The sequence below is a fragment of the Clostridium sp. AM34-11AC genome, assembly GCF_003435375.1.
Lineage (GTDB): Bacteria > Bacillota > Clostridia > Lachnospirales > Lachnospiraceae > Pilosibacter > Pilosibacter fragilis.
Window position 1 is genome coordinate 110531 of the sequence record NZ_QWGL01000001.1, and the last position, 23979, is coordinate 134509.

Sequence of the window (23979 nt, forward strand, 5' to 3'; positions counted from 1 at the left end):
GCGATTGAACTAAATATAAAGGGCAGGTCTTCTGTCTTTAAAGGATGGAAGTTTGCTCTCCACTTCCTTGATCCGATCCGTATCCACATATACCGGAATCAGTTCTTCTCTTTCATTTCCAGCTGCAAAGGCAACTCCCATCGGATCGACTGCTACACTCTCACCCATCGCTGTGCCTCCGCACTGATCGCACGCAAATACGAAAAATGTGTTTTCCAGTGCTCTGGAGGTAATCAGTGTACGGAACTGATGACTCTTTAAATCGCCTTTGAACCATGCAGTCGGCATGATGACGATCTCAGCTCCTTTGGCCTTCTGGTAACGTGCTACTTCCGGGAAACGAACTTCGTAGCAGACAAATAAACCGAGTTTTCCAAACGGAGTATCTACTGGCTCAAAGAACTTGTCTCCAGCTTTATACTCATTGGATTCCTTGTATCCGAACGCATCATATAAATGCGTTTTTCTGTAAGTCTGTACGATTTCTCCCTTGTTATTCACCATAACAACTGTATTGTAACAGCGATGATCAGCCGGATCCTCAATGGTCTCCTTCATTCCGAATATGAGCCATACATCATGATCTGCGGCTAATTTTTTCATTCCCTGCACAAATTCTCCGTCCAGCGGTTCCGCAACCGCATTTGCTGTTGCAATGTCTGTACCAGCCGGAAAACGGCTCATAAAAGTTTCTGGAAAAATAATCATACCCGGATGATATTTTTCTGCTGCTTCCTTTACTAAGCTGTCAGCTTTCTCGAGATTATCTTTTGGATATTCAGTTGGTGCGACCTGTGCCATAACAAATAAGCTTTCCATGTCTTTCTCCCACAGAATTTATTTCCCTTATCATACTACATATCACACACTTTTTCTATATACAGATTCAGTGTTTTATTTGGCCCTAAAAAGCCATTTTTTAGATTCCGACAGAATACAGAAAGAGACAGGCATCCCCGTCTCTTTCTTATCGTCCACAATTCTTTCCCCCATTATCAGCTCTTTACGATCAACCGATTATCTTTATCCCCACACCATCTTTCTTTTCCTACTTAACCCACTTTTCAACCTTTTCCACATGGAATCCAACAGCATGGGCTATCTGCTCCAGCGGCAATCCTAGTTTTCGAAGATTTATGGCCGTCAATTCAGCCTGCGTCTCTCGTCCTTCCTCATAACACTCTTTTTCCACCTCATCCATTGTCCGGTACATCTCGTTCACTCCCTTCGAATTTTCCTTGAGATACCTTGTTCTTTCTGCCAGCAATCCGTAATGCATGTCATCTGCATCTGCGCAGTTGAAATCATGCATCAGCTTTCCAATGGCGGAATCGTCACGGTACTCTCCGTTCACATATAGAATATGTGCCCCATCACCAAACGGTTGGTTTAATGTCTGATTCATATTCTGGATCATATACACCGCCTTTCCCGCCTGATAATAATCCTTTTCTGTGATAAAAATCCCCCCCTCAAATTGTATTTTTTCAACAATCCTAAAAAAGCGGATCTGATATGAACTGTTGATTGTGTGACTTTTCCCCGTAGGGCTCGCCGAGATAGGTTTCGAAAACACGTGTTATTGCCGGATTTTTGTTTTTATCCCTACTCACCCATACAATAAAACGTAAATTCTCCTTCTGCCAGGAGCTTCCCCGTATCGGTCTCCACGACCTCGGCTTTTGTAAAGCAGACGGTCTTCCCGCGCTTTGTGATCTTCGCCAGCCCCTGAATGTTTTTTGCGCTGCTGCCGCGAAGGAAACGGAAAGAGCTGTCCAGAGTCACATATTTTCTTCCGTCATTCCTCGTTACAAGTCCCGCGGCAACCTCCGCCATCACGAACATCAGGCCGCCGTGGACGGTCTGCATGGCATTCAGGGAATCCTCTGTGATCTCAGCCCGGACCTCGGCCCGGTCTTCCGATAATGCGACCGCACGGATCCTGTTGTGAAGCATAAATGGGTTTGTTTGATTCACACGCTCCATCTGTTCTACATACGTTTCTTTTCCGGGATTCTCCATATCATTTCCTCCATATTTCTACTTCTGTTCTTCTGCTTTTTCACATGATCTTCTGTCTGTGACGATGATCATTTATTCGTGCAGTTTGCAGCATCGATGGCGATCGCCAGCATCAGTGCCATAATTTCGTCCTTCGGATCCAGAATGTCAATCACATAGGTATCGCCCCAATGGAACGGCTTCTTTGAAATATGAACCACCGCACAGCACTCCTCATACACATCGTAGTCCCAGGCCAGAAAATCGCCCTCACACCGCCATCCGTTGTAATCCAGTTCATACCGCGGCTTAAAGAAGGTAAACTCTTTCTGCACACTTCCGAATTCTTTTCCATCGATCTCGATATCGAATGCCGGAAGCAGGGTAAGGAGGCGTTGTTTCACCATGCCGACTTCCCGTCCGCTCTTGTCGTATACGTGGATCTGATGCCCCAGTGCAAAAAATTCCGCTTTTACAAAATATTTCGGTTCTTCCTTCTCATCATACACGTCATATGTATCGGTCCATGAAAAAACTCTTTGTTTGATCAGCAGCTGCATCGTTTTCTCCTTTCTTAAAACGTCCGCTCCCATCCCGCAAACGCCTCATCCACCGCCGCCAGATATTCCGGCACATGCTGGGATTTGCGGATCTTTTTGGCTAATTTTTCACTGTCCGGAACCTCCTCTAACATATAGCTCCAGAGGTCTTTCATACGGAAAAGAAGATTTCTGTCGCCGGACATGGTCTCGCGGTAATATTCAAAGATCTCATCGTGGAAGGCACGGATCCGGGGCATGAGATTGTCTCCCGTGTTTCTGGACTCCGGTACTGTCTTTTCCGCCTGCTCCGGTGATGTCTCTTTGTTTCCGTTTTCTGTTCCTGCACAGACCTGGGCATTTTCCACACCGGCTTCTTCTATTTTTATCAACTCTGCCAGGGCCGGATTTCTGATGAGTCCCCTCCCGATCATCACGTTTTCCACCGTCGGGAATTTCTCCCGAAACTTTTTCATATGCTCTGCCGTGAACAGATCTCCGTTGTACACGATAGGATTCCGGCTTTCCTTTAAAATATCCGCAAATACATCAAGATGCGGAACACCTTTATAAAACTCCTTCTGAATCCGTGGATGCACTGTCAGCTCGCTGATCGGGTACCGGTTGTAGACCTCCATGATCTCCGGCCACTCTTCCACTTCATTCTTTCCGATCCTGGTTTTAACAGAGATCTGGAACTCCGCATTTCTCGCCGACGCATCCGAGAACACTTCATCAAAAAAACGATCCAGATCATCCGGGTAAAGTAAAAAACCGGAACCTTTTTTCTTCGCTGTGACCGTCCCTGAGGGACATCCAAGATTCAGGTTGATCTCCCGGTATCCCATCTCTGCCAATTTCTTTGATGCCAGAAGGAAATCTCCCGCCCGGTTCGTCAAAATCTGCGGCACCACCGGTACCCCCGCATTATTCTCCGGCAGCACATCCCGCATCTCCTTCACGCTCATCCCCTGCTCCGGTCCCGGTGCCAGAAACGGTGTAAAATATTTGTCCACACCACCGAAATACTTGTGGTGCAGATTCCTGTATGGATATGTTGTGATTCCCTCCAATGGGGCGAAATATAGATGCAGCATGTCATGTTCCTCGTATCTTTTCCATAAAATCTTCGATTTTTCCAGACTGCCATTCCGGCATTCCCTGAAAAACGCTTTTTTATTATCGTACCACATTTAAACTTCGAGAGCAAATTTAAAATATCCACAGAACTGCCACCGACTGTTTCTTTCTGCTGTATGGCAGAAAAAAACACCCGCCAGCATCGATCTCCATTCTCTGGATGGCTGTGCCAGCGGGTGTTTTTATGGGGTATAAAGATATAATGAGGGTAACAAATATTGTCGACAGAACTGTCTGGGATATACAGCCCTGTTTTTTTACTTTTTGATCTCCTTGATCACATCGATCACGGTACCATCACGGTACTCGACGATGCAGACTACGCGGTCTGTCGTCTCAATCGGCTTCGGAACGCCCGTTAAGGACTCTGCGAGCTGCTGCAGGTACTCAATGTTCACAAGCTTTAAGTTTGCGTTCTCTAAGTCTTCCTTCAGATCTGCATAGTATTTATGCTTCGGGTTCAGCGCAATGCCGGCCTCTGTGACAACAGCAGCTACGGTCTCACCAGGAGTACAGCAGGTGAAGACTTTTTTTGTGATGGAAGGAGTTCTTCCGCGGACTACCGGCAGGCAGACGATGGAAATGTCGGATCCGGCTGCCACATCAGGTCCGCCGCCGAGGCCGCCCATCATCTCACCGGAAGATCCGGTCAGAATGTTGACGTTGAAGTCTGTATCGACCTCCAGCGCTCCGAGAACGCCGAAGTTTAACTTATCCAGCATGGACCCCTTCGTGAACGGGTTGGAATAGACCGCGTTGTCGATCTCCACAATTCCCGGCTCCTCAGCGATAGCTCTCGCCGCCACCGCGTCGAAGGACTGGCTGCACTCTAAGACTCTTACGAGTCCCTTCTTATACATGTCGACGATGGCCGCGGTCATGCCGCCGAGAGCGAAGCTTGCCTTCACGCCTTTCTCCTCCATGCGGTCTGCCAGATAATTCGTGCAGGCGATACTGATGGCACCGGCACCTGTCTGGAAGGAGAAATTCTCCTTGAACATTCTGGAAGCTGCCATAACGTCTGCCGCCCGCTCCGCAATCAGAAGATCCCTCGGGTTCTTTGTCATTCTGGCCGCACCTTTTCCGATCTTATCCGGATCGCCGATACGGTCAACCTTTACGACATAATCTACATACTGCTGGGAGATACTTGCCGGGCAGCATGGATAATCCACAAGATAATCGGTAATAACAACAACTCTCCGCGCATTCATGGCATCCACAAAGGAATATCCAAGGGAACCGCAGGCATTCGGTCCGATCTGACCAGTGGCGTTGCCGTACTCGTCCGCCGCGGAAGCGCCGATGAAAGCCACATCAATCTGAAGCTCTCCTGCCTCGATGGCTCTCGGTCTGGAACCGTGGGTTCTTAAAATAACCGGCTTTTCCGTCAGTCCGTCAAGAACTGCGTCACCTAATTCGCCTCGAATACCGCTGGCCTCGATGCGGTCGATGGTTCCGTCTTTTACAAAGTCCACGATGGACGGATTCTTGATATTGACAACGGCACTCGGTGCGAAACGGAGTCTCTTGATCCCAAGCTCGCGGATCGCGGTCAGAACCTGTCCGATGATCTCATCGCCCTCACGGAAGCTGTGATGGAAGGAGATCGTCATCCCGTCTTTTAAGCCGGTCTTTACGATCGCATCCTTTAAATTCTCCGCCATCTTGCAGTCTCCGGAAACGTGCTTTCCTGCTGTGCGGAGTGTGTGTACCGGCGCATCGGAGGGAACGGTCGTGTAAGCGCCCGTGTACGGTTTTACGACATAATTTCCGATCTGCTTCGGGATCTCGCGTCCCACTGCGTTGATATAAGTCTCTCTGCTCTGTTCCATCCTATATCACCATCCCTTCTGTGCGGATACCGGCTGCCTTCGCCTGGGCTAATGTCGTGAGAGCCCGAAGCTCCATCGGCTTATCGATCATGCCGCCGTCAAGAGTCACAGCACCTTTATGCTGCTTCTTTCCTTCCTCCACTGCCTGTAAAACGCGGAGCGCATACTTGATTTCCTTCATACTCGGCGTGAAGAAGGAATTGACCGTGTCGATCTGTCTTGGGTGGATGCAGGTCTTTCCGTCGAAGCCAAGGTTCTTTGCGAGAGCCGTGTCCTCCTCAAGACCCTCTTTGTCATTGATATCAGAGAATACGATATCAAGGGCATCGATTCCCGCGGAACGGCATGCCATGAGGACCGCATTTCTCGCATAGAATACTTCCAGACCTTTCTTCGTTCTCTGGGCCTTCAGGCTTGCAGTCAGGTCCTCTGCACTGACGGCCATCGCAACCACACGGGGATCAGAGTGGGCGATCTCCATGGCGTTGATGACACCCATGTAGGACTCAATGTTGCAGATCAGCTCGATCTTTCCGACTTCAAGACCGATCTTCTCCTCGATGGCTGCGATTCTTCTTGAGATATCCTGTACCTCTCTCGCGTACTCCACCTTCGGAATACGGATGCAATCCGGGTTGGCTCTGACTGCCGCCTGTAAGTCTTCCTCCAGGTATTCGGAATAGATACCATTTACACGGATGCAGACATATTTATCCTTCGGTCTGTGGTTTTTTACCATGTTGTATACAAGGAATCTCGCCGCGTCCTTCTCGACCGCCGGAACGGAGTCTTCAAGGTCGTAGATCAGCATGTCCTCATTGTAGAAAATCGCCTGGATCATGTTTACCGGGCTCGCACCACTGGCATACAGGCTGGTGCGTTTTAAGTGGATCGTCTTCTCAGCCATTATCTCGCATCCTCCTTTGTCCAGTCGTATTTCTCCTCTGCGCCGCGGCAAATCACGCATTCCATTCTCGCCTTGATGACGCAGTCGAGAGCGCCCTTGTCGCGGATCTCCACGTAGGCGTCCTTGACACCGAATTCTTCCAGTGTATTATTGACAGTTTCCCTGATGGAATCGCCGAACATGACTGCAACATCGCTCTCTAACTCGATCTCGATGCCCTCACCGCCGTTCGGACGGATCACGATCTGGCAGTCGCTCGATTCTAAGGTTCCGGCCACTGCCGGTTTCTTGATCTCCATAGATCATACCTCCTGTTTTCTAATTACTTAGCATAACTGTTCCATACCTTCACAGTTATACGCAAAAATCCGCCCCAGATCGGGGGACCGATGGGATTTTTGCTTTCTCAACAACATTGTGGCGGACATACAGACGGAACATCTGCACGACCGCCACTCTGGATGATCACTTACTTATTTCTTTTTTTCTCTCACATAGCTCATGATGAAACCGGAGAATGCGCATACACTTGCTACCCATACGGAGTAAGTTTTGATCGCGTTGTTCAGTCCGAGAACGATAGCACCGTTTCCCATCAGCGCTCCGATCAGCTGTCCGAATACAAGAACCGCACCCATGAGCAGGAATAACGGAAGTGTGATCTCAAATACTACCATACAAATGTTGTAAATCGTCTTTTTCATGATCTTTCCCTCCTTAAGCGCCTACTACCGGGAAGATACCCAGCATGATAAGAATTGCGATGAGGACAACCGGAAGCGCGTAGTGGAACAGCAGGTTCTTAAAGATCCTGGACGGTTCATTCAGTCCGGAAATACCGCTTGCGATATAGATCGGCGCGGAGTTCGGCGGGATGCATCCCTCGTTGGAAACAAGAAGCAGGAATGCTACGCAGCATGCCACCGGTGCAAGCCCGAGGGAGCGCAGTGCTGCATAGGCAAGAGCACCAAGGGCAGTTGTGGAAGCAGTTCCTGTGAACGGGCCAACCATCAGTGTGGTGATCACCGCGATCATGATAACTACAAGGACCGGAGATTTGCTTCCGAGTGTATCAAATACTGCAGTAAACTCATCCTGAAGACCAAGCTTTGTCAGTACGCTTGCGGCTGCGAAAGCGAAGAATAACAGACAGCCAACCTCGCTGTACTTCGGCGCGGACGCTTTGATCATGTCCTTCCAGCCTTTCAGATCGTGGGGCAGATATTTCCAGCCCTCAACGATTGTAAAGAAGGTCATCATGATCGGGATCCACATTACTAAAGAAATTGCCTTAAAGGATTTTTCTGTGTGGGCGTTTAATGTCGCTTTGATCGCGTTTCCGGTCGGTCCCATCTGGAACAGAAGCGGAATGATGATTCCGAGGAAAATGATCAGGGAGGAGGCATTCTTTGAGAATGCTGCTCCGAGACTTTCACCTGTTCCTGCGGATGCCTTTAAGCCGTCCTTCTTTGCATAGCAGAATACAACAAAGAGACGATATACAAGGATCACAAGGCCGGTACACATAAGACCTACATATAAGGTGTTGCTTTCAAGCTCAGCAGCGATCGCTTCCATACCGAGTAAAAGGAGCATGGAAGAGGATGGCGGGAAGATCATTCCCAGACCGGCATTACCGGCTACGATCGTTGTAGCGCGTTCAGTGCTCCATCCACTCTGTTTCATCCACGGGATCGTGATAGAACCAACCGCAGACGCGTTACCGGAACCAGATCCGGAAACCATGCCGAACAGGGCGCTTGCGATGGTGGATACATATCCGGAACCGCCCGGAAGGCGTCCGAGTACACTGTTTAAGATTTCAACGAGTCGTCCGATAACGCCCGTTTTATCCATCATAAATGCCATAAATACGAATGCCATGGAAGCATACACAACTTCCTGTTTTGCCGCTGCCTTGATACCTGTCTGGGCTAATGTGAACACGTTCTGTCCAGCAAAGATTCCACCCATCGCGAGGATGATCAAGAATGACCACATCATGGCCTCTGCCATTTTTCTCTTGAGGACCATATTGATCACAAGAATGGCGGCAATGTAAACAAGTAAGGAAATAATTCCAATTCCAATACCGTTCATGTCCGTTCCCCCTTCATGTTTTCGTTGACCGCTTCCCATGGATGTTGGGGAATAGCGGCCGGTTTTCTTTATCATTCTGCGCGCAGTCAGGTTTTTCCTGATGGCTTCATTATAGTAAAGCGGGGGATATTTGTTAAATATGGAAACTATGTTGAGGTCATAAGTAAAAAATATGGTAACTATTCAGTACCTTCATAGTTACGTGCAAAAATCCATTCCAGATCAGCTTCGCTGATGGGATTTTTGCCTTCCAGCCTATGTTTTCTTACGGTCAGCGCAGCAAGTGCGCAGACCTACTGAACAGTTACAAAATATGTCTGTTAAAAAATCAGCAGACTGCTGCGGGCGGATCTTCCAATTATGCCTGTATGCACTTTTGTCTGATATCCAATAATAAAAAGGACCTTCTTGTACTTAGAAGGTCCCGCGAATCTCTTTTAAAAACTCCACCAGCTTCTCCGCCGGAGAGGAAAGATATGCATTTTTTAAAACTGCTACATTAAATGTGTAGGGCACGCTGTAAGCCGGGTCGATCTTATAGACACCGCGCCGTCTCAGAGCATCCGACAGCTGTTTCGACGGAAGAAGCACGGTTCCATAGTCCACCTGCGCCAGTGCATCCAGAGTACTCAGATTTCTGGACACCTGTTTGATCGGTGGGTGAAAGCCCATCTTATCAAAGATCTGCTCGCAGACCATCCGGCTTCTCTGCCAGGACTGAGTCACGATAAGCGGCTCATTTCTTAAAAATTCCGCGTCCAGATACGGCATCGGATCGTCATCCCGGTAGTAGATCATCTTGTGATACCGGCTGTTGCTTCTCGGCACGATCACCATCTCATCATGGTTGATCTCAAAATACTCCAGTTCTTCCCTTAAAAGCGGCGGGTGAACAATTCCGACCTCCACCTCACCTTTGATGAGCTTCTCCTCGATATCCTCGCTGGTTGCTTCTGTCAGGACCATGTCAATAGAAGGATACTTTTCCTTAAATTGCGGCAGAAAATATGGAAGAACATACATGGCCTGCATTCCCGTAAAACCGAGCTGAACAACACCCCGGTCAGAATTCTGAAGATCAAGCAGTTTTTTCTCCATTGTCTTCTGCTCCGTCAACGTTTTCTTTGCAAATTCCAGAAAGCATTCGCCTTCCGCCGTCAGCTTCACTCCGTTAGGCTGGCGGTGAAAGATCGTCACGCCAAGCTCCTTCTCCACCTTCTGGACGCACTGGCTCAAAGCCGGCTGTGCCATATACATCTTCGCAGCGGCGCGCGTAATGCTCTGTTCCTCCGCAATACTCACAATATATGCCATATCACGCGTTGTCATATCATCACTCCCTTATCACTGTTCCCATACACGATACTCATGTACGTTTTGCCCATCGATTTTTCTTATCAGTAATTTCTCCTGAAAAGCAATTCAAATTCAAACGTAAAACTCTACGAAATGCTTATAATTATACTATCCTTTTATTTGCATGTCAATTTCTTAACAATCAGAAGGTCATGTATACATGATCCTCTGGTCTTCCCCTTTTCCTGTCATGTATTTTCACCCTTATTTTCATCTCTTCCCATATATTTTTCTTATGTCCCGCATCGTATTTTCCTTTTACAATTTTCCCTTTTTTTCTCTGCCTTTTCTCTGGAAAACTATCCTTTTTTCATCTATACTATATTCATAGTCCCATTACGACATCATTGCTGTTTATCTCATTTGGAGGTGCTTTTATATGACAGAACTCAGTATTCATGAATTATCCCTTGGTTTTTCCCATGACAGACAGATGCTTGTGGAGTTTCTCGCAAAGCATCATTTAAATTATGAGGACGATATCGAAGCGGCGTTCGGCGTGTTTGATTCCGATGACAATCTCACCGGATGCGGATGCTGCGCAGGAAATCTTTTAAAATGCTTTGCGGTGGATGAGAGTCTCAGAGGTCAGAATGCTCTCGGAAGTCTCGTGTCCAGACTTGTCGAAAACCGGTTTGAGGCAGGGCATTACGATCTTTTTGTGATCACCAGACCGAAGAACAAAGTGCTTTTCACATCCTGCGGATTTTATCCTCTGGCAGAGACAGAAGCTGTCCTGATGCTGGAGAATAAGAAATCCGGACTGGACAACTATTATAAGAAATTTCTCGCTGGGACAGATACCGATGAGAACGTGGGCTGTATCGTCATGAACTGCAATCCCTTCACGAAAGGTCATCTCGCCCTGATCACTTACGCCGCTAAGGCATGTTCCCTGCTCCATATCTTCGTGGTTGAGGAGAACCGGTCCAGGTTCCCGTTTGCGGACCGTCTGAAGCTTGTCCGGGAAGGTACGGATCATCTTCCGAACGTCATTGTACATCCATCAGGACCATATATGATCTCCAACGCTACATTCCCGACCTACTTCTTAAAGGACTGCGAGGACGCGGCGAAGATCCAGAGTGAGCTCGACATCACACTGTTCGCGTCGAGGATCGCTCCGATCCTTCATATTACAAAACGTTTCGCCGGAGAAGAGCCTTTTGATCCGGTAACAAGACGCTACAACGAGGCAATGATCCGCATTCTCCCAAAATACGGCATCTCCTTCATCAAGATCGACCGGATCACCACAGAGGGACCGGATGGAAAGCCGGAGGTCATCAGTGCTTCCAGAGTTCGGAAATTGTTGGATGAGCAGGGCGTGACCGACGAAGTTCTGTCGCTGGTGCCGGAGTGTACGGCGAAGTATTTAAAGGAAAGCTTTAAGTAACTGCGAATTCTCCTGCAGATCCTGTTCTCTGACGTTTTTTCAGATGCATGATAGCTGAAATGCTGTGCAAAAGTAAAGCGGACATTCGCAATCCGCTTCGCTACTTGCTCATGAACGCAGTCGCTTCGCGCTCTGTCAGTGGGAGCTTTCAACACCCACTGACATAAGCATCCCACTCACCGCTTAGTGCTCCGCGCACTTGAAGCGGGGGAATGCTTATCTGCGTTCAAAAAGTCTTTGCACAGCATTTTCTGCATTTAGGAAGTTCGAACTAAATTCCAAATGGAGTGTTTTTTATGAACCTAAATAATGTAATTACCGGCTCACCGGTGACTTCCGGGGAACTTCGCGCCGTCAGAGACCAGCGTGTCCTGAAAAAATGGGAACTTCTTACCCCCGGCGGGGAGATCTGTCTTGTGGAGTTTTCCTTAAATATTGCCGGGACAGTCAAGACGTTTCCCTTCGCCCGGGCGGCATTCCGGGAGGAAGTACGGGAACTGTCTGACCGCCTCTCCCGTTTCTCTGTTCTGAAAACGGAGGTTTATGAGAAAAATACCGGTGACTGCGCGTTCTTTCTTTTAAAGTCCCAGGCCATACAGGTCAAAAAATTTCTCGTCTCCGTCGAGGAAAGCCACCCTTTGGGCCGTCTCTTCAACCTTGACGTCTGCGGTCCCGATGGAATTTCCGTAAAGCGGCATGATCTCGGACTTCTCCCCAGAACCTGTCTTGTCTGCGGGGAAGATGCCCATGTCTGCGCACAAAAAAAGTCCCATTCCATGGAGCTGATCCAATGGCAGACGGCAAAGCTCTTCCATGAATTCTTCCGGGACCGGGCGGCTGATCAGGCGGCTTCCGCGGCGGTACGGGGACTGCTCTACGAGGTTTCAACCACCCCGAAGCCGGGACTGGTGGACCGGAACAACTCCGGCTCCCACAAAGATATGGACTTTTTTACATTCCTTGACAGCAGCGCCTCCCTGATCCCGTGGTTCCGGGAATTCTTCTGCCTGGGATGGGATCACAGCAGTGAGTCGGACAGGCAGCTTTTTGAGCGGCTGCGCTACGCCGGACAACGGGCCGAAGCCGCTATGTTCTCCGCCACGGGCGGGATCAACACCCACAAGGGGCTTGTCTTTGCCTCGGCGATCCTCTGCGGGGCGCTTGGAAAAGTTCACGCGGGTCAGGAGCTTCCGCCGCCGTTGGAGAATGTGCTTCAGGAATGCAGGAAGTTAGGGGAGTGCTCTCTCGCAGATCTGCATCGACTTCCGAACGTGCAGACTCCGCTTCCCGGTTCCGAAATCCAACATATTTCCGGACATACACCTGACAAGATGCAGTCCGATCCGCAAAGCGCTTCTGCCCCCGACGTCAGAACACATTTCGTATCACTTTCTACGAACGGGGAACGCATCTTTACCGCCTACGGTATCCAGGGTGCCCGCGGTGAGGCGGCTGCCGGTTTCCCATCCGCAGTCCAGATCGGTCTGCCATCCCTGAAAAAATGGCTTTTCTCCGGTTTCTCTTTAAATGACGCCGCCGCCATGGCTCTTCTCACCCTGATCTCTGAAGTTGACGACACCAATATGGTTCACAGGGGGGGGCCGGAGCTTGCGAAAAAAAGCAAAGAGCAGGCAAAGCGCCTGCTCTCCACTGTCACAAAAGAAAATTTTAAAGAGACCCTGAACTCCCTGGACCATCAGTACATCACAGACAACTTAAGTCCCGGCGGCTGCGCAGACCTTCTCGCCGTCAGCCTGATGTTCTATTTTCTGGAATCTGCCGGTATGATTGCGGATATTTAAGATGGTCCAAAGGCGCTGCTCATGCCGCGTGGGGACCGCTTCTTTCCACCCTGCCAGTAATTTCTTCTGAGTATGTGAGACCGGCAGCTTCCACCGTTGGCAGCTTCTTCTAAATACCTGACTGCCGAAAAGGCCAGCAGCTCTGCTTATCTAAAGAGCTGCTGACCTTTTTCTTACTCCATCGTTACCTTCACGCCGTCGTCCTCAGTCCATCTGATCTCATACGTATCTGCAGTGTAGGTAAATCCATTGATCTCCATTTTTCCATCTCCGGTATTCTTGAAGGAAAGGGTGAAATCAGTACAGTCATCCGTGTCTTCTCCCACATACAGATAGAGCGGGCTGTCCGGATCATTCGGCTTTTTCATTATATTTCCGATTTCTTCTGCCATCTCACGCTTATCGAATTCTCCGGAAAGACCATGTTCTGCTTCACAAATTTTAAACGCTTCCGCGATCCGATGTCCCTTTTCATAGAACACTGCGCTCCTCGCGCGATTTACGTAACCATTATAAACTCCAATGCTCACAGAAGCCAGGATCACCATGATGACAATTACCACCATCAGCTCTACTAACGAGTATCCTCCATGATCCAGTCTCTTCATTTTCTGCTTTCTTTTCGCCATACACATCCCCAGCTTTCTTCGTTGAACCGGGGTACCCGATGACATTTTCCGTTATTCTGTTATTCCCCGGCTGGTTATTTGTTACATTGGGTACTTGTAACTGTAAAGTTACAGACAATTGTACTCTTTGTTTATAACATATGGTCACATGGCGTTCTATTGTCCAAATTATGTCACCAGATCAGGCCTGTTCTTTCTCCCGTTCTGCCACTGCCATGGCGATCTTTTCCGGTGTGATCGGGAGTTCGTAGAACCTGGTTCCTGTGGCGTTAAAGATCGCATCCGACACAGCCGGAAGCGGTGTATTGATCACGACTTCACCGATGGATTTCGCGCCAAACGGTCCCGCATCCTCGTAGCTGCTCTCAAACTCTACACAGATATGTCCGATATCGATACGGGTCGGGATCTTATACTGCATCAGGGAGTTCTCCGCAAGTTTTCCCTTCTTATTATAGGTAATATTTTCTGTCAGTGTCATGCCGATTCCCTGGAGAATACCGCCTTCCGCCTGGACTCTCGCAAGGTTCGGATTTACGGGTGTTCCACAGTCTACCGCAGCCGCGTAATCGATGACCTTCGCCTCTCCGGTCTCAAGATCCACCTCAACCTCCGCAGCGCCGACCATAAACGGCGGCGGAGAAAGCGGGGAGCTGTTCGTCACGGTGGCTTCCAGGGCGATATTGTTGCCGCACTGGGAGGCGGTGGCGATATCTGTGAGGGAGACCTGTATCTCCTTTGAATTCTCGTGCTTCACAAATTTTCCATCAAACACGACTTCACTTTCCGGACACTTTAACAGTTCCGCGCCTAGCTTGCAGATCTGCTCCCGCACCTTCAGCGCACACTGTTCTACTGCCTTACCGGTAACATACGTTGTGCTGGACGCATAGGATCCGGAATCGTAAGGCGATGTATCCGTGTCTGCGCCGAATACCGTGATCTCATCGATGGAACAGTCCAGGACCTCCGCCGCGATCTGAGCCAGGATCGTATCGCAGCCTGTTCCCATGTCCGCCGCCCCGATGGCTAATGTATAAAATCCGTCGTCATTCACCTTGATCGTCGCACTTCCCACGTCAACCGATGTGATACCTGAGCCCTGCATCGCCATTCCCATGCCGACGGCCCGGACCTTTCCGTTTCCCATATCGCGGACCGGGTACTTATTATCCCAGTCGATCATCTTCTTCACGCGCTCCAGACACCGGTCCAGGGCACAGCTGGTGTTTACCTGCCCGTAGTACGCCGGCATCACATCGCCCTCTTTGACGATGTTCTTCATCCGCAGTTCAAACGGATCCATATGCAGCTTCGCCGCCAGCTCATTCACGGCAGACTCCACAGCGAAAAGACCCTGGGTGGCACCGTATCCGCGGTAGGCGCCGGCGGACATCACGTTTGTATACACGACATCGCTGACGAATCGGAATGCCTTCGCCTTTCCATAAAGCGGGATGGATTTATGTCCGGAAAGTCCCACGGTCGTCGGTCCATGTTCACCGTAGGCACCGGTGTTGGACAGCGTGTACATGTCGATTCCGTTGACGATTCCGTCCTTGCTGGCGCCGAGGCGCACATGGACTTCCATCTCGTGCCGCGGAGTGGAGGCGGTCATGCTCTCCTCCCGGGTGAAGATGATCTTCGACGGCTTCTTCGTCATCCATGTCACATATGCCGGGTAGACTTCACTGATGGAAGTCTGCTTCGCCCCGAATCCGCCGCCGATCCTCGGTTTGCTGACACGGATCATGGATTTTGGAATATGCAGGGCGTTCGCGAGGATCCTTCTGCAGTGGAACACGATCTGGGTGGAGCTCACCACGTTCAGACGCCCGTAGGTGTCGATGGTACAGAAGGTCCTGAACGTCTCCATCATAGTCTGCTGACATGCCTTTGTGTGGTAGACGTGGTCGATGATCACATCGCTGTTCTTTAAGACTTCCTCGATATCCCCGGATCCAGTCTCGTCGTGGGCACAAAGATTTCTCTTATTGTCCGCCCCAACCGGAACAAGGCTCTCCCAGTTGTCTTCCGGGTGTACTAAGATCTTATTGTCCTTCGCCTTGTGGAAATCCAGAATCGGCTCAAGAACTTCATACTGGACCTTGATGAGCTTCAGCGCCTTGTCCACGCACTTCTCATCCCGTCCTGCCACGATGGCGACCACATCGCCCACATACCGGACATGGCGGTCCATGATCAGGCGGTCATAGGGACTCATCTCCGGGTAGGTCTGGCCTGCCTGTGTGTAACGTCTTCCGTCCTGCGGGATATCCTCCCAGGTGTAGATCGCCTCGATGCCGTCCACCTTCATCGCCGCGATTTTGTTGATAGAAGTCACGATCGCATTTGCGTGGGGCGAGCGGAGAAGCTTTACGATCAGGCAGTCCTTCGGCGCGATATCATCCATGTAGACCGGCTTTCCGGTCACGAGCTGCATAGCGTCTTTTTTGCGCACCGGCTTGTTTACATATTTCATGCCTCCGCCGCCTCCTTTCCGTTCTTTTCCTTCTTCCATTCCAGGAACGCCTGGATGCCGCGGAGCTGTCCCTCGTAGCCGGAACAGCGGCATAAGTTGCCCGCCAGATATTCCTTGATTTCGTCCTCATTCGGATATTCTATTTCCCGGAACAGCGCCAGGGCGTTCATGATAAATCCCGGGTTGCAGAATCCGCATTGTTCCGCTCCCTGGTCGGCGATAAACGCACCGAATTCTGCCGCCTCTTCCTGGAGGCCTTCCAGTGTTGTAACCGTTCTTCCATCCGCTCTCGCCGCCAGCACAGAGCAGGAGAGAACAGGTTTTTCGTCTAAAAATACGGTGCAGAGACCACAGTTTGATGTCTCACAGCCGCGCTTCACGCTGTAGCATCCGTGATCCCGCACAAAATCGATCAAAAGCATGTCCGCGTCGATGTCGGCGGAGATCTTCTTTCCGTTTAATGTCATGGTAATGTTCATGATATAATTCCTCTATAAATTTTTTTCACTTTCATCTGATTGATCCGGCTGGAATTCTTTCTTATTTTCCCGCCAGCTTACAGACAGCTCTCCTTACCAGAACTCCCGCCAGGTGTTTCCGGTACTCCGCGCTTCCTCTCGTGTTGGAGCCGGTCTCGACCTGTTCTTTTACACATTTCGCCGCATTTTCTGCCATGTTTTCCACATCTGCGGCTTGAATATCCGCGTCTGCAAGTTCAAAAAGTACTGCCTTTCCAGGTCTCGCCCCGATGGAAAACCGGTATCCTGCCTCCGTCTTTGCCGCCGCGCAGGTCAGTACCGGAAAGTCTGTCTGGCTGTTGCGGACAGACTGGTAATCGAACGCTGCCTTTTCTTTCTTCACGATGAGCCGCACCAGGATGTCCCTGTCATACGGCATCTTCGCATACTCCTTTAACGGAATGATCCCGCCTTTATAAAGCTCCACATAGCTGTCCATGGTCAAAAACATCGTCAGCACATCGGAAAATCCGTATCTTCCATAAATACTTCCACCCACTGTCGCGAGATTCCGGAACTGGACCCCGACGATATGGCGCACGGACTCCCTCGCCGCGCCGTCCGTGTATGAATTGAGTCCCGGATCAAGCTCCAGGTCTCTCAGTGTCACCATGCAGCCGATCCGGAATTCCTCCCCCGTCTCCTCGATGGTGTCAAGTCCGAGACTGGAGAGGTCGATCGCCGTACCGATCTGCATCTTTCCCATTTTCAGCCAGACCATACCGCCGAGCACGCGGTTGCTCTTCTTCTGATTTAACTGCCATGCCTCTTCCAGGCTTTCCGCACGTTTATATTCCCTGATAACTCTCATTCTTTGCTCCTTGTCGCTACAAAAACTTCATATCTGTCCAGCATTTTCACAGCCTGCGCAGACAAGCGTGTAATCCCTATCGAACAGTTGTAAAATATACTTTAATTTTAACATACTTTCTGTTATAATTCCGTTGTAGTTAAAAAAACATAACGAAATTTCAACACAAAAATATTGAAAGAGGACAAAAGATCATGAAAAAAAATCTCAAGAAGCTTTCCGCCCTGCTCTTAGCTCTCGCATTATCCGTGAGCACAACTGCATGTGGAAACAGCACTGCATCCACGACGACCGCGGCTGAGACAGCTGCTGAAGTTACCACAGAAGCCGCATCCGAATCCGCAGCTGAGACATCCGCGGCGGCCGGCGACGAAATGACTGTCACCTATCCAGTCACCATCACTGACCATCTTGGCCGTAAGGTTACGATCGAGAAACATCCGGAATCCTTCGTCAGCGGCTACTATATCTCCACAAGCCTGATGATCGCCCTTGGTCTCGATGACCAGTTAGTCGGCGTTGAGGCAAAGGCCGACAAGAGAAACATCTACAAATTAAGCGCTCCGGAACTCACAGAACTCCCGTCTGTCGGAACAGCGAAAGAGTTTGACCTTGAGGGCTGTGCCGCATTAAAGCCGGACCTTGTGATCGTTCCGACAAAGTTAAAAGATTCCATCCCGGCTATGGAAGAGCTTGGTCTCACCGTAATCGCTGTAAATCCGGAAGACCAGACAAAGTTATTCGAGACCATCGACATGATCTCCACAGCCGCAGACGTAGTTGAGAAAGGCCAGGAGCTGGAGTACTGGATCTCCGACGCTCTTGAGAGCTTAAAGAAATCCCTCGACGGCGTTGAGACTCCGTCCGTATACCTTGCAGGCAACAGCGCTCTGTTACAGACCGCTGGTCCGGAGATGTATCAGTCCACCCTGATCGAAAACGCCGGCGGCGTGAACGCGGCTTCCGACATCACTGATACATACTGGGCAGATACTTCCTACGAGCAGATTCTCTCCTGGAACCCAGACTACATCGTACTCGCTGCTGACGCTGACTACGATGTTGACTCTGTTCTGAACGATTCCGCTCTCGCTGACTGCACAACTGTAAAAGAAGGACACATTGCCCAGATCCCGAGCGACATCGAAGCTCTCGATTCCCCGGTACCGGCAAGCTTTTTAGGCAGCTACTATGTCGCTTCCATTCTTCACCCGGACGTTGTAACTGAAGACGATTTCAAGACTACAGAAAAGAATTTCTATGAAACATTCTATGGCTTCACTCCGGAAAGCGCAAACTGATTCCAACCGGACAATGGCAATTTTAACTCTGGCGATGACATTTCTTGTCATCGCCTTTGTTTCAGCACTGACTACCGGAAAGTACCCGATCTCCCTGGCGGATCTTTGCGCAGGGGAACCAATGGCGGTCCGCACTTTTACCATACTCCGCCTGCCCCGCGCCCTCATGGGACTCGTCGGCGGCTTTGGCCTCGGTGTGGCCGGGTTCGTCTACCAGACGGTCTTCCGGAACCCGCTGGCGTCCCCCGATATCATCGGCGTCTCTTCCGGTGCCAGCGCAGGTGCCGCCTTCGCAATCCTTTTTACCTCCGCTGCATCGCCGTCCACCACGGTCTTCGCGTTTGTCGGCGGACTTCTCGCAGTTTGTCTGTCCCTTGGACTCACCGCCCTTTCCCCAGTAAAGGAACACTCTTCCATTGTTCTCGCGGGGATCGCGGTCCACTCCCTGGCGCAGACATTTCTCATGGTGCTGAAGCTCATGGCTGACCCGGAAAAACAGCTGGCTTCCATCGAATACTGGATCATGGGAAGTCTTGCGGGCGTCACTGCCTCGAAGATCCCGTTCCCTGTTGTGATCATTCTGTTTAGCTCCGCCGTTATTTTCCTGCTCCACCGCCATATACTGGCGCTGTCGGTGCAAGAGGACGAGGCACGAATGCTGGGTGTCTCTGTCCAGAAGACCAGGTTTTTCGTGCTTTTCCTCGCGACACTCACGGTGGCTGCCGCAGTCAGCGTCACGGGGCTTATCAGTTTTATCGGTCTTCTCGCCCCGCACACGGCGAGACTTCTCACCGGGCACAACAGGCGGTCATCCTGTCTTTTGAGCGGGATCATCGGAAGTGTCCTGCTGCTCACTGCGGACGTATTGGCGAAGTCCCTGACTGCGGTGGAATTGCCTGTGAGTATCTTCACATCGCTTCTCGGTGCACCGTTTTTGATCTATCTGATTCTCTCGGAAAGGAGGAGCTGAGTCAAAATGGCTGATTTTTTTTCTGTTCAGGATATCTCCCTCTGTCTCGGCGGACGGCAGATCCTGGATCATGTCTCCTTTTCTGTTGACACACCAGGGCGTGTGATCGGACTTCTGGGGCCAAACGGAGGTGGAAAGACCACACTTCTCCGGGCCATCTGCGGGGAATTGCCCCATGACGGGCATGTTTTTCTTGAAGGTGCTGAGCTCGCCGGACTGCGTTCAAAGGAACTGGCACGGCGAGTCAGCTATATTCCGCAGCAGAGCGGGATCTCGATCTCCATGAGTGCCATAGATGTGGTGCTGATGGGATTTTATCCAAAATTAAAGCTGCTCAGCCAGCCGTCCGCGGATATGAGAGCGGCGGCACTCCGGGCTCTGGAACAGGTCGGGATGGCTGGTCTCGCAGACCGGGATTATCTGACACTCAGCGGTGGAGAAAAGCAGCTTGTGATCCTGGCCCGGACGCTGGTGGAAGACACGAAGCTACTGCTCTTCGACGAGCCGGACAGCTCGCTGGATCTCGGAAATAAGTACCGGATGGTGCGGATGATCATGGAATTAGTGCATGGGCGTCCTGGAAAAGCTGGTCTGATCTGCCTTCATGACCCGGTTCTGGCGCTTGCCTGCTGTGACACGCTGATGCTTTTAAAAGATGGCCGCCTGATCTGCACGCTGCAGCCAAAAACTGACTCTGTCCATGATATGGAAAAGGCGTTTTCTGAAATTTATGGGGCGGTAAGACTTGTTGCTGTTGCGGATCCGGAAATCTCGAACCATAAGCGGCTCATCCTGCTTCCCCTTCTGTAATTATTCTGCTGCGGATCTTTCTCCCGCAGTGCTGAATAATTTTACTGTTTCCAGATTGGCATTTATGATATTATGGTAACTGTTCAGTATCCTCACAGTCACATATTATGATCATAATAATTCTTGAAAGAAGGTGTTCTCCATGATATCCGACATCCGAGTTTTTCTCTGCGACGATGACCACTTCCGATTCTTTGGTGAAGGTCCCTGCCGTCTGCTCCATCTGATCGAGGAGACCGGTTCGCTGCGGGCGGCGGCGATGTCTATGGGGATGGCGTATACGAAGGCACTTGCCATCATGAGGCGAGCCGAAAAGAATCTCGGTTTTCCGCTCACGGCCCGCCGGATCGGCGGAAAAGGCGGCGGAGGAAGTGTCCTGACGCCGAAAGCAAAGGAGTTTTTACATGACTATGAAACCTACCGTGACGCCTGTATTCAGAGCAGCCGCGAACTCTATACTCAGATCTTTTCTAAATATGCAGATGGGGGAGAAGACGGGGAATAAATTTGTGTCTGAAACAGCGGCAGCTGCAGGTATTCATAAAAAACGGCATTTGGTCATAACTGGCAGCCGGGGAATCGGGAAGAGCACGCTGTTGAGAGAAATTCTGGCACTGCCGTACTTTTCTGATTTAGGACCATTTCCAGGATTTACAACGCAGGCGTTTCCGCGCGACCGTGTGGAATTGACAGATAATCTTACTGGTGAAACTGCGAGAATCGGATCCTGCCATCCACCTAAGTCCTTCGCTGTTCCAAATTTCCCTGCAAATAGTTTTGTACAAAAAGCTTGTGCTGCTGATTCTGCGCATCCTGATGCTCAACGATCCGGCAACCAAATGACACCGGCTATGGATGGCTTCCTTGGGCTCGGCATCACTTCTATAACCCGCGCCATTGAGTCCGCTTCCCAATGGGCGGTAATCGACGAACTCGGCTATCTGGAAAGCTCCTGCCCGGAATTCTGCGATGCTGTTTTCCGTCTTTTTGACCAGAAACAGGTCATCGCTGTTCTCCGCAGCCAATCCACACCGTTTCTCGATGCACTGCGGGCACGGAACGACGTGTTCCTTTACGACCTGGAGCATCCGCTTCTGCCCATCGGATGCGTGATCATGGCGTCCGGGCTTGGAAAAAGATTTGGTTCCAATAAACTTATGGCAGATTTCAATGGAAAGCCAATGATCTACCGGATCTTATCCGCCACCGACGGTGCACTTTTTGCTGCCCGGATCGTTGTGACGAGATCCAGGGAAGTTGAAGCATTTTGTCGAGAGCGAAAGATTCCGGTCCTTCTGCATGCAATGCCCTACAGAAATCACACGGTCCTTCTTGGACTGTCTGCCTTATTGAAGGAATATCCGGAACTTGCGGGGTGTATGTTTGCGCTGGGGGATCAGCCGCTGTTAACAAAAGAGACACTTGAAGCTATGGTAATAACATTTTCGCAGTATTATCAAACTGCCTCTCCGATTTTCCGCCTGGCAGCTATCGCTGAGGATGATTCTATAATTCCTGGAAACCCAATTCTTTTCGGGAACCGATATTTTGAGGAGCTTCTCACACTCCCGGACAATCACGGCGGCAATGTTCTGCTGAAAAAATATCCCGACGTTGTCCGGTATTTCCCCGCAGGTGATCCTCTGGAACTCGCTGACGCGGACACCCCGGCAGAACTGGAGCAACTAAAAAAAGCGGAATTTAACCGGTAAGCGACACCTCGGTATCGCCCGGATAAATTCCGCTTTTTTATTAACCCTGCGCACAGATTTCTTATCAAAAAATTTTCAACGTACTTGATCGGGTCATTTTAACGATTTCAAGTATTTTATAATCGTTCAGCGCAAATCCCATCATTTTTTATCATTTGGAAGCACAATATTCAACAAAATCGCAACCATAGCCGCCGGAACAATTCCGGAACCGCCGAAGATCAGCTGGATCGCCTGCGGGGTCTGTGCTAAGATTGCCGTGTTCGCTCCCATTCCATAACCAACTCCAAGCGCTACAGAAACGATAGTCAGGTTCTTCGCTGTCATCTTCTCCTTTGTGACCAGCTGGATTCCGCTGATCACGATGGATGAGAACATCATAACGGCTGCGCCGCCGAGAACAGCCTGCGGCATAATAGAAACGATGGCGCCCAGCTTCGGAACAAGACCGCAGAGGATCAGGAATACTGCGCCTGTCGCGAGAGCGGTACGGTTCACTACTTTTGTCATCGTAACCAGTCCGACGTTCTGGCTGAAGGAGGTATTCGGAAGAATTCCAAACAGTGCCGCGAAAGAAGATCCGATACCGTCGCAGATCACGCCGCCGGAAAGCTCCTTGTCTGTCGCCTCACGGTTCATTCCGCCTTCAATAACACCGGAGATATCTCCGACCGTCTCAACAGCTGTTACGATAAACATGATGAGGATCGGCGCGATGGCACGGGCATCAAACACCGGCTTCACCGGAAGAAATTCCGGAATGCTGATCCAGCTTGCCTGGGCGACTTTATCCCAGTTCAGTACCCATGCTTTCGTGTACTCGGCTCCGTCTGCCGTGATTCCCGTTGTCGGAAGAACCAGGCTCATAACAAATGCCGCAATATATCCCGCAATGATTCCGATGAGAATTGCGGAGTTGCTTGCCATTCCGTTGGTCCAGTGTTTCACAGTAAGGATCACCACAAGGACAAAGATCGCCAGGAGAAGGTTCTCCATAGAGCCAAAGTCCTTCGCGCCGCTTCCGCCGCCGAAAGAATTGATCCCGACGGAGATCAGGGACAGTCCGATGGACAATACAACCGTTCCCGTTACAACCGCCGGGAAAAATTTACGCAGCGGCTTGATAAAGAATCCGAGAACACTCTCAAAAAGACCGCCGAGAATTGACGCTCCCATGATCGCGCCATAGGTGGCGAGTCCGCCGCCCATAGTGTCCGCCACACTCTTGAAAACTCCGATGAAACCGGAGCTGGTTCCCATGATGATTGGAACTTTACCTCCGATCGGACCGATCGCATAGAGCTGGACCAGAGTCACAACTCCCGCTACAAACATCGCGTTCTGTAAAAGACAGACCTGAAGATGGGCGAACTCCTCGCTTCCACTGATTCCGCATGCGCCGCAGATAATAAGAAGCGGGGTCAGGTTTCCGACAAACATCGCCAACACATGCTGGAGTCCAAGTGGAATCGCACGTTTCAACGGCATTTTTCCATAGAAATCATACATCGCCTGATCCGTTATCTTTTCTTTTCCCATACGTTTTTCTCCCCTGATGTAAATTTTTTCAGCTGCCTGTGTATGTACAGCCGTAATTTTCCACTGTCCCATCTGAATTCCGGCACGATTGCCATCGACAGGTTCACTTATTAACAGTGATTATTTTTTGT

General features: G+C 50.3%; 23 protein-coding genes. 7 read left to right on the top strand and 16 right to left on the bottom strand.

Annotated features, from left to right (window positions below):
• Nucleotides 1-9: 9 nt before the first annotated feature.
• The 11 genes from DW826_RS00475 to DW826_RS00525 all read right to left on the bottom strand — a co-directional run bounded on the left by DW826_RS00475 (nt 10) and on the right by DW826_RS00525 (nt 9851).
• The gene (locus DW826_RS00475) at nt 10-819 is read right to left on the bottom strand and encodes a carbon-nitrogen hydrolase family protein (RefSeq protein ID WP_117551725.1); all 810 of its coding nucleotides are present in this window, start codon (nt 817-819) and stop codon (nt 10-12) included.
• Between the two features lie 229 nt (nt 820-1048).
• Nucleotides 1049-1417, bottom strand: coding sequence for a hypothetical protein (locus DW826_RS00480; RefSeq protein WP_117471638.1), 369 nt, complete (start codon nt 1415-1417; stop codon nt 1049-1051).
• Nucleotides 1418-1605: 188 nt separating this feature from the next.
• Complete coding sequence (locus tag DW826_RS00485) at nt 1606-2022, bottom strand: PaaI family thioesterase (RefSeq protein ID WP_015553277.1); 417 nt, start codon at nt 2020-2022, stop codon at nt 1606-1608.
• A gap of 68 nt (nt 2023-2090) precedes the next feature.
• Nucleotides 2091-2561, bottom strand: a complete 471-nt coding sequence (locus tag DW826_RS00490; RefSeq protein ID WP_117469300.1) for a hypothetical protein — start codon at nt 2559-2561, stop codon at nt 2091-2093.
• Nucleotides 2562-2575: 14 nt separating this feature from the next.
• Nucleotides 2576-3637: a tRNA-dihydrouridine synthase family protein gene (locus tag DW826_RS00495; protein ID WP_242994016.1), complete on the bottom strand. Its 1062-nt coding sequence runs from the start codon at nt 3635-3637 to the stop codon at nt 2576-2578.
• Between the two features lie 300 nt (nt 3638-3937).
• Nucleotides 3938-5515 (bottom strand): citrate lyase subunit alpha, encoded by a 1578-nt coding sequence (gene citF, locus DW826_RS00500; RefSeq protein ID WP_117551727.1) that lies wholly within the window; start codon nt 5513-5515, stop codon nt 3938-3940.
• Nucleotide 5516: 1 nt separating this feature from the next.
• Nucleotides 5517-6422 carry an aldolase/citrate lyase family protein gene (locus tag DW826_RS00505; protein WP_015553273.1) on the bottom strand — a complete coding sequence of 302 codons (906 nt, stop codon included), beginning with the start codon at nt 6420-6422 and terminating at the stop codon, nt 5517-5519.
• Nucleotides 6422-6721, bottom strand: a complete 300-nt coding sequence (citD, locus tag DW826_RS00510; protein ID WP_015553272.1) for a citrate lyase acyl carrier protein — start codon at nt 6719-6721, stop codon at nt 6422-6424. Before citD ends, DW826_RS00505 begins: the two co-directional genes overlap by 1 nt.
• A gap of 174 nt (nt 6722-6895) precedes the next feature.
• The gene (locus tag DW826_RS00515; protein ID WP_117469187.1) at nt 6896-7126 is read right to left on the bottom strand and encodes a hypothetical protein; all 231 of its coding nucleotides are present in this window, start codon (nt 7124-7126) and stop codon (nt 6896-6898) included.
• A 13-nt stretch (nt 7127-7139) separates the two neighbouring features.
• Nucleotides 7140-8522: a TRAP transporter large permease subunit gene (locus DW826_RS00520; protein WP_165859943.1), complete on the bottom strand. Its 1383-nt coding sequence runs from the start codon at nt 8520-8522 to the stop codon at nt 7140-7142.
• 414 nt (nt 8523-8936) lie between these two features.
• A complete protein-coding gene (locus DW826_RS00525; RefSeq protein ID WP_015553269.1) occupies nt 8937-9851 on the bottom strand; it encodes a LysR family transcriptional regulator in 915 nt (304 codons plus the stop codon).
• A gap of 406 nt (nt 9852-10257) precedes the next feature.
• Between DW826_RS00525 and citC the strand changes: the two genes are divergently transcribed.
• On the top strand, nt 10258-11274 hold the full coding sequence (citC, locus tag DW826_RS00530; RefSeq protein ID WP_117551728.1) for a [citrate (pro-3S)-lyase] ligase: 1017 nt from the start codon (nt 10258-10260) through the stop codon (nt 11272-11274).
• A 296-nt stretch (nt 11275-11570) separates the two neighbouring features.
• Nucleotides 11571-13076, top strand: coding sequence for a citrate lyase holo-[acyl-carrier protein] synthase (citX, locus tag DW826_RS00535; protein ID WP_117551729.1), 1506 nt, complete (start codon nt 11571-11573; stop codon nt 13074-13076).
• A 173-nt stretch (nt 13077-13249) separates the two neighbouring features.
• Here the strand turns inward: citX and DW826_RS00540 are convergent, their stop codons facing one another.
• The 4 genes from DW826_RS00540 to DW826_RS00555 all read right to left on the bottom strand — a co-directional run bounded on the left by DW826_RS00540 (nt 13250) and on the right by DW826_RS00555 (nt 17516).
• Nucleotides 13250-13705, bottom strand: coding sequence for a prepilin-type N-terminal cleavage/methylation domain-containing protein (locus tag DW826_RS00540; protein WP_199537909.1), 456 nt, complete (start codon nt 13703-13705; stop codon nt 13250-13252).
• Nucleotides 13706-13886: 181 nt separating this feature from the next.
• Complete coding sequence (locus tag DW826_RS00545; RefSeq protein ID WP_117471635.1) at nt 13887-16187, bottom strand: molybdopterin cofactor-binding domain-containing protein; 2301 nt, start codon at nt 16185-16187, stop codon at nt 13887-13889.
• Entirely contained in the window at nt 16184-16666 is a 483-nt protein-coding gene (locus tag DW826_RS00550; RefSeq protein ID WP_117471634.1) for a (2Fe-2S)-binding protein, read from the bottom strand. The genes DW826_RS00545 and DW826_RS00550 overlap by 4 nt, the downstream gene beginning before the upstream one ends.
• A 61-nt stretch (nt 16667-16727) precedes the next feature.
• On the bottom strand, nt 16728-17516 hold the full coding sequence (locus DW826_RS00555) for an FAD binding domain-containing protein (RefSeq protein ID WP_117483752.1): 789 nt from the start codon (nt 17514-17516) through the stop codon (nt 16728-16730).
• Nucleotides 17517-17710: 194 nt separating this feature from the next.
• On the opposite strand from DW826_RS00555, the gene DW826_RS00560 reads away from it, so the two are divergent.
• From DW826_RS00560 to DW826_RS00580, 5 genes are all read left to right on the top strand, one after another.
• Nucleotides 17711-18817, top strand: a complete 1107-nt coding sequence (locus tag DW826_RS00560; RefSeq protein ID WP_117551730.1) for an ABC transporter substrate-binding protein — start codon at nt 17711-17713, stop codon at nt 18815-18817.
• Nucleotides 18777-19787 carry an iron ABC transporter permease gene (locus DW826_RS00565; protein ID WP_117513713.1) on the top strand — a complete coding sequence of 337 codons (1011 nt, stop codon included), beginning with the start codon at nt 18777-18779 and terminating at the stop codon, nt 19785-19787. Before DW826_RS00560 ends, DW826_RS00565 begins: the two co-directional genes overlap by 41 nt.
• Before the next feature lie 6 nt (nt 19788-19793).
• Complete coding sequence (locus DW826_RS00570) at nt 19794-20597, top strand: ABC transporter ATP-binding protein (RefSeq protein ID WP_015553260.1); 804 nt, start codon at nt 19794-19796, stop codon at nt 20595-20597.
• A 142-nt stretch (nt 20598-20739) separates the two neighbouring features.
• Nucleotides 20740-21102 (top strand): LysR family transcriptional regulator, encoded by a 363-nt coding sequence (locus DW826_RS00575; protein ID WP_117551731.1) that lies wholly within the window; start codon nt 20740-20742, stop codon nt 21100-21102.
• A gap of 334 nt (nt 21103-21436) precedes the next feature.
• Nucleotides 21437-22309: an NTP transferase domain-containing protein gene (locus DW826_RS00580; protein ID WP_181967944.1), complete on the top strand. Its 873-nt coding sequence runs from the start codon at nt 21437-21439 to the stop codon at nt 22307-22309.
• Nucleotides 22310-22450: 141 nt separating this feature from the next.
• Here the strand turns inward: DW826_RS00580 and DW826_RS00585 are convergent, their stop codons facing one another.
• Entirely contained in the window at nt 22451-23848 is a 1398-nt protein-coding gene (locus tag DW826_RS00585) for a nucleobase:cation symporter-2 family protein (RefSeq protein WP_117469178.1), read from the bottom strand.
• Between the last annotated feature and the right edge of the window lie 131 nt (nt 23849-23979).

Coding starts and splice junctions, on each gene's coding strand:
- DW826_RS00475 (WP_117551725.1), bottom strand. CDS start 819: ATGGAAAGCTTATTTGTTATGGCACAGGTCGCACCAACTGAATATCCA.
- DW826_RS00480 (WP_117471638.1), bottom strand. CDS start 1,417: ATGATCCAGAATATGAATCAGACATTAAACCAACCGTTTGGTGATGGG.
- DW826_RS00485 (WP_015553277.1), bottom strand. CDS start 2,022: ATGGAGAATCCCGGAAAAGAAACGTATGTAGAACAGATGGAGCGTGTG.
- DW826_RS00490 (WP_117469300.1), bottom strand. CDS start 2,561: ATGCAGCTGCTGATCAAACAAAGAGTTTTTTCATGGACCGATACATAT.
- DW826_RS00495 (WP_242994016.1), bottom strand. CDS start 3,637: ATGCTGCATCTATATTTCGCCCCATTGGAGGGAATCACAACATATCCA.
- citF (WP_117551727.1), bottom strand. CDS start 5,515: ATGGAACAGAGCAGAGAGACTTATATCAACGCAGTGGGACGCGAGATC.
- DW826_RS00505 (WP_015553273.1), bottom strand. CDS start 6,422: ATGGCTGAGAAGACGATCCACTTAAAACGCACCAGCCTGTATGCCAGT.
- citD (WP_015553272.1), bottom strand. CDS start 6,721: ATGGAGATCAAGAAACCGGCAGTGGCCGGAACCTTAGAATCGAGCGAC.
- DW826_RS00515 (WP_117469187.1), bottom strand. CDS start 7,126: ATGAAAAAGACGATTTACAACATTTGTATGGTAGTATTTGAGATCACA.
- DW826_RS00520 (WP_165859943.1), bottom strand. CDS start 8,522: ATGAACGGTATTGGAATTGGAATTATTTCCTTACTTGTTTACATTGCC.
- DW826_RS00525 (WP_015553269.1), bottom strand. CDS start 9,851: ATGACAACGCGTGATATGGCATATATTGTGAGTATTGCGGAGGAACAG.
- citC (WP_117551728.1), top strand. CDS start 10,258: ATGACAGAACTCAGTATTCATGAATTATCCCTTGGTTTTTCCCATGAC.
- citX (WP_117551729.1), top strand. CDS start 11,571: ATGAACCTAAATAATGTAATTACCGGCTCACCGGTGACTTCCGGGGAA.
- DW826_RS00540 (WP_199537909.1), bottom strand. CDS start 13,705: ATGGCGAAAAGAAAGCAGAAAATGAAGAGACTGGATCATGGAGGATAC.
- DW826_RS00545 (WP_117471635.1), bottom strand. CDS start 16,187: ATGAAATATGTAAACAAGCCGGTGCGCAAAAAAGACGCTATGCAGCTC.
- DW826_RS00550 (WP_117471634.1), bottom strand. CDS start 16,666: ATGAACATTACCATGACATTAAACGGAAAGAAGATCTCCGCCGACATC.
- DW826_RS00555 (WP_117483752.1), bottom strand. CDS start 17,516: ATGAGAGTTATCAGGGAATATAAACGTGCGGAAAGCCTGGAAGAGGCA.
- DW826_RS00560 (WP_117551730.1), top strand. CDS start 17,711: ATGAAAAAAAATCTCAAGAAGCTTTCCGCCCTGCTCTTAGCTCTCGCA.
- DW826_RS00565 (WP_117513713.1), top strand. CDS start 18,777: ATGAAACATTCTATGGCTTCACTCCGGAAAGCGCAAACTGATTCCAAC.
- DW826_RS00570 (WP_015553260.1), top strand. CDS start 19,794: ATGGCTGATTTTTTTTCTGTTCAGGATATCTCCCTCTGTCTCGGCGGA.
- DW826_RS00575 (WP_117551731.1), top strand. CDS start 20,740: ATGATATCCGACATCCGAGTTTTTCTCTGCGACGATGACCACTTCCGA.
- DW826_RS00580 (WP_181967944.1), top strand. CDS start 21,437: ATGACACCGGCTATGGATGGCTTCCTTGGGCTCGGCATCACTTCTATA.
- DW826_RS00585 (WP_117469178.1), bottom strand. CDS start 23,848: ATGGGAAAAGAAAAGATAACGGATCAGGCGATGTATGATTTCTATGGA.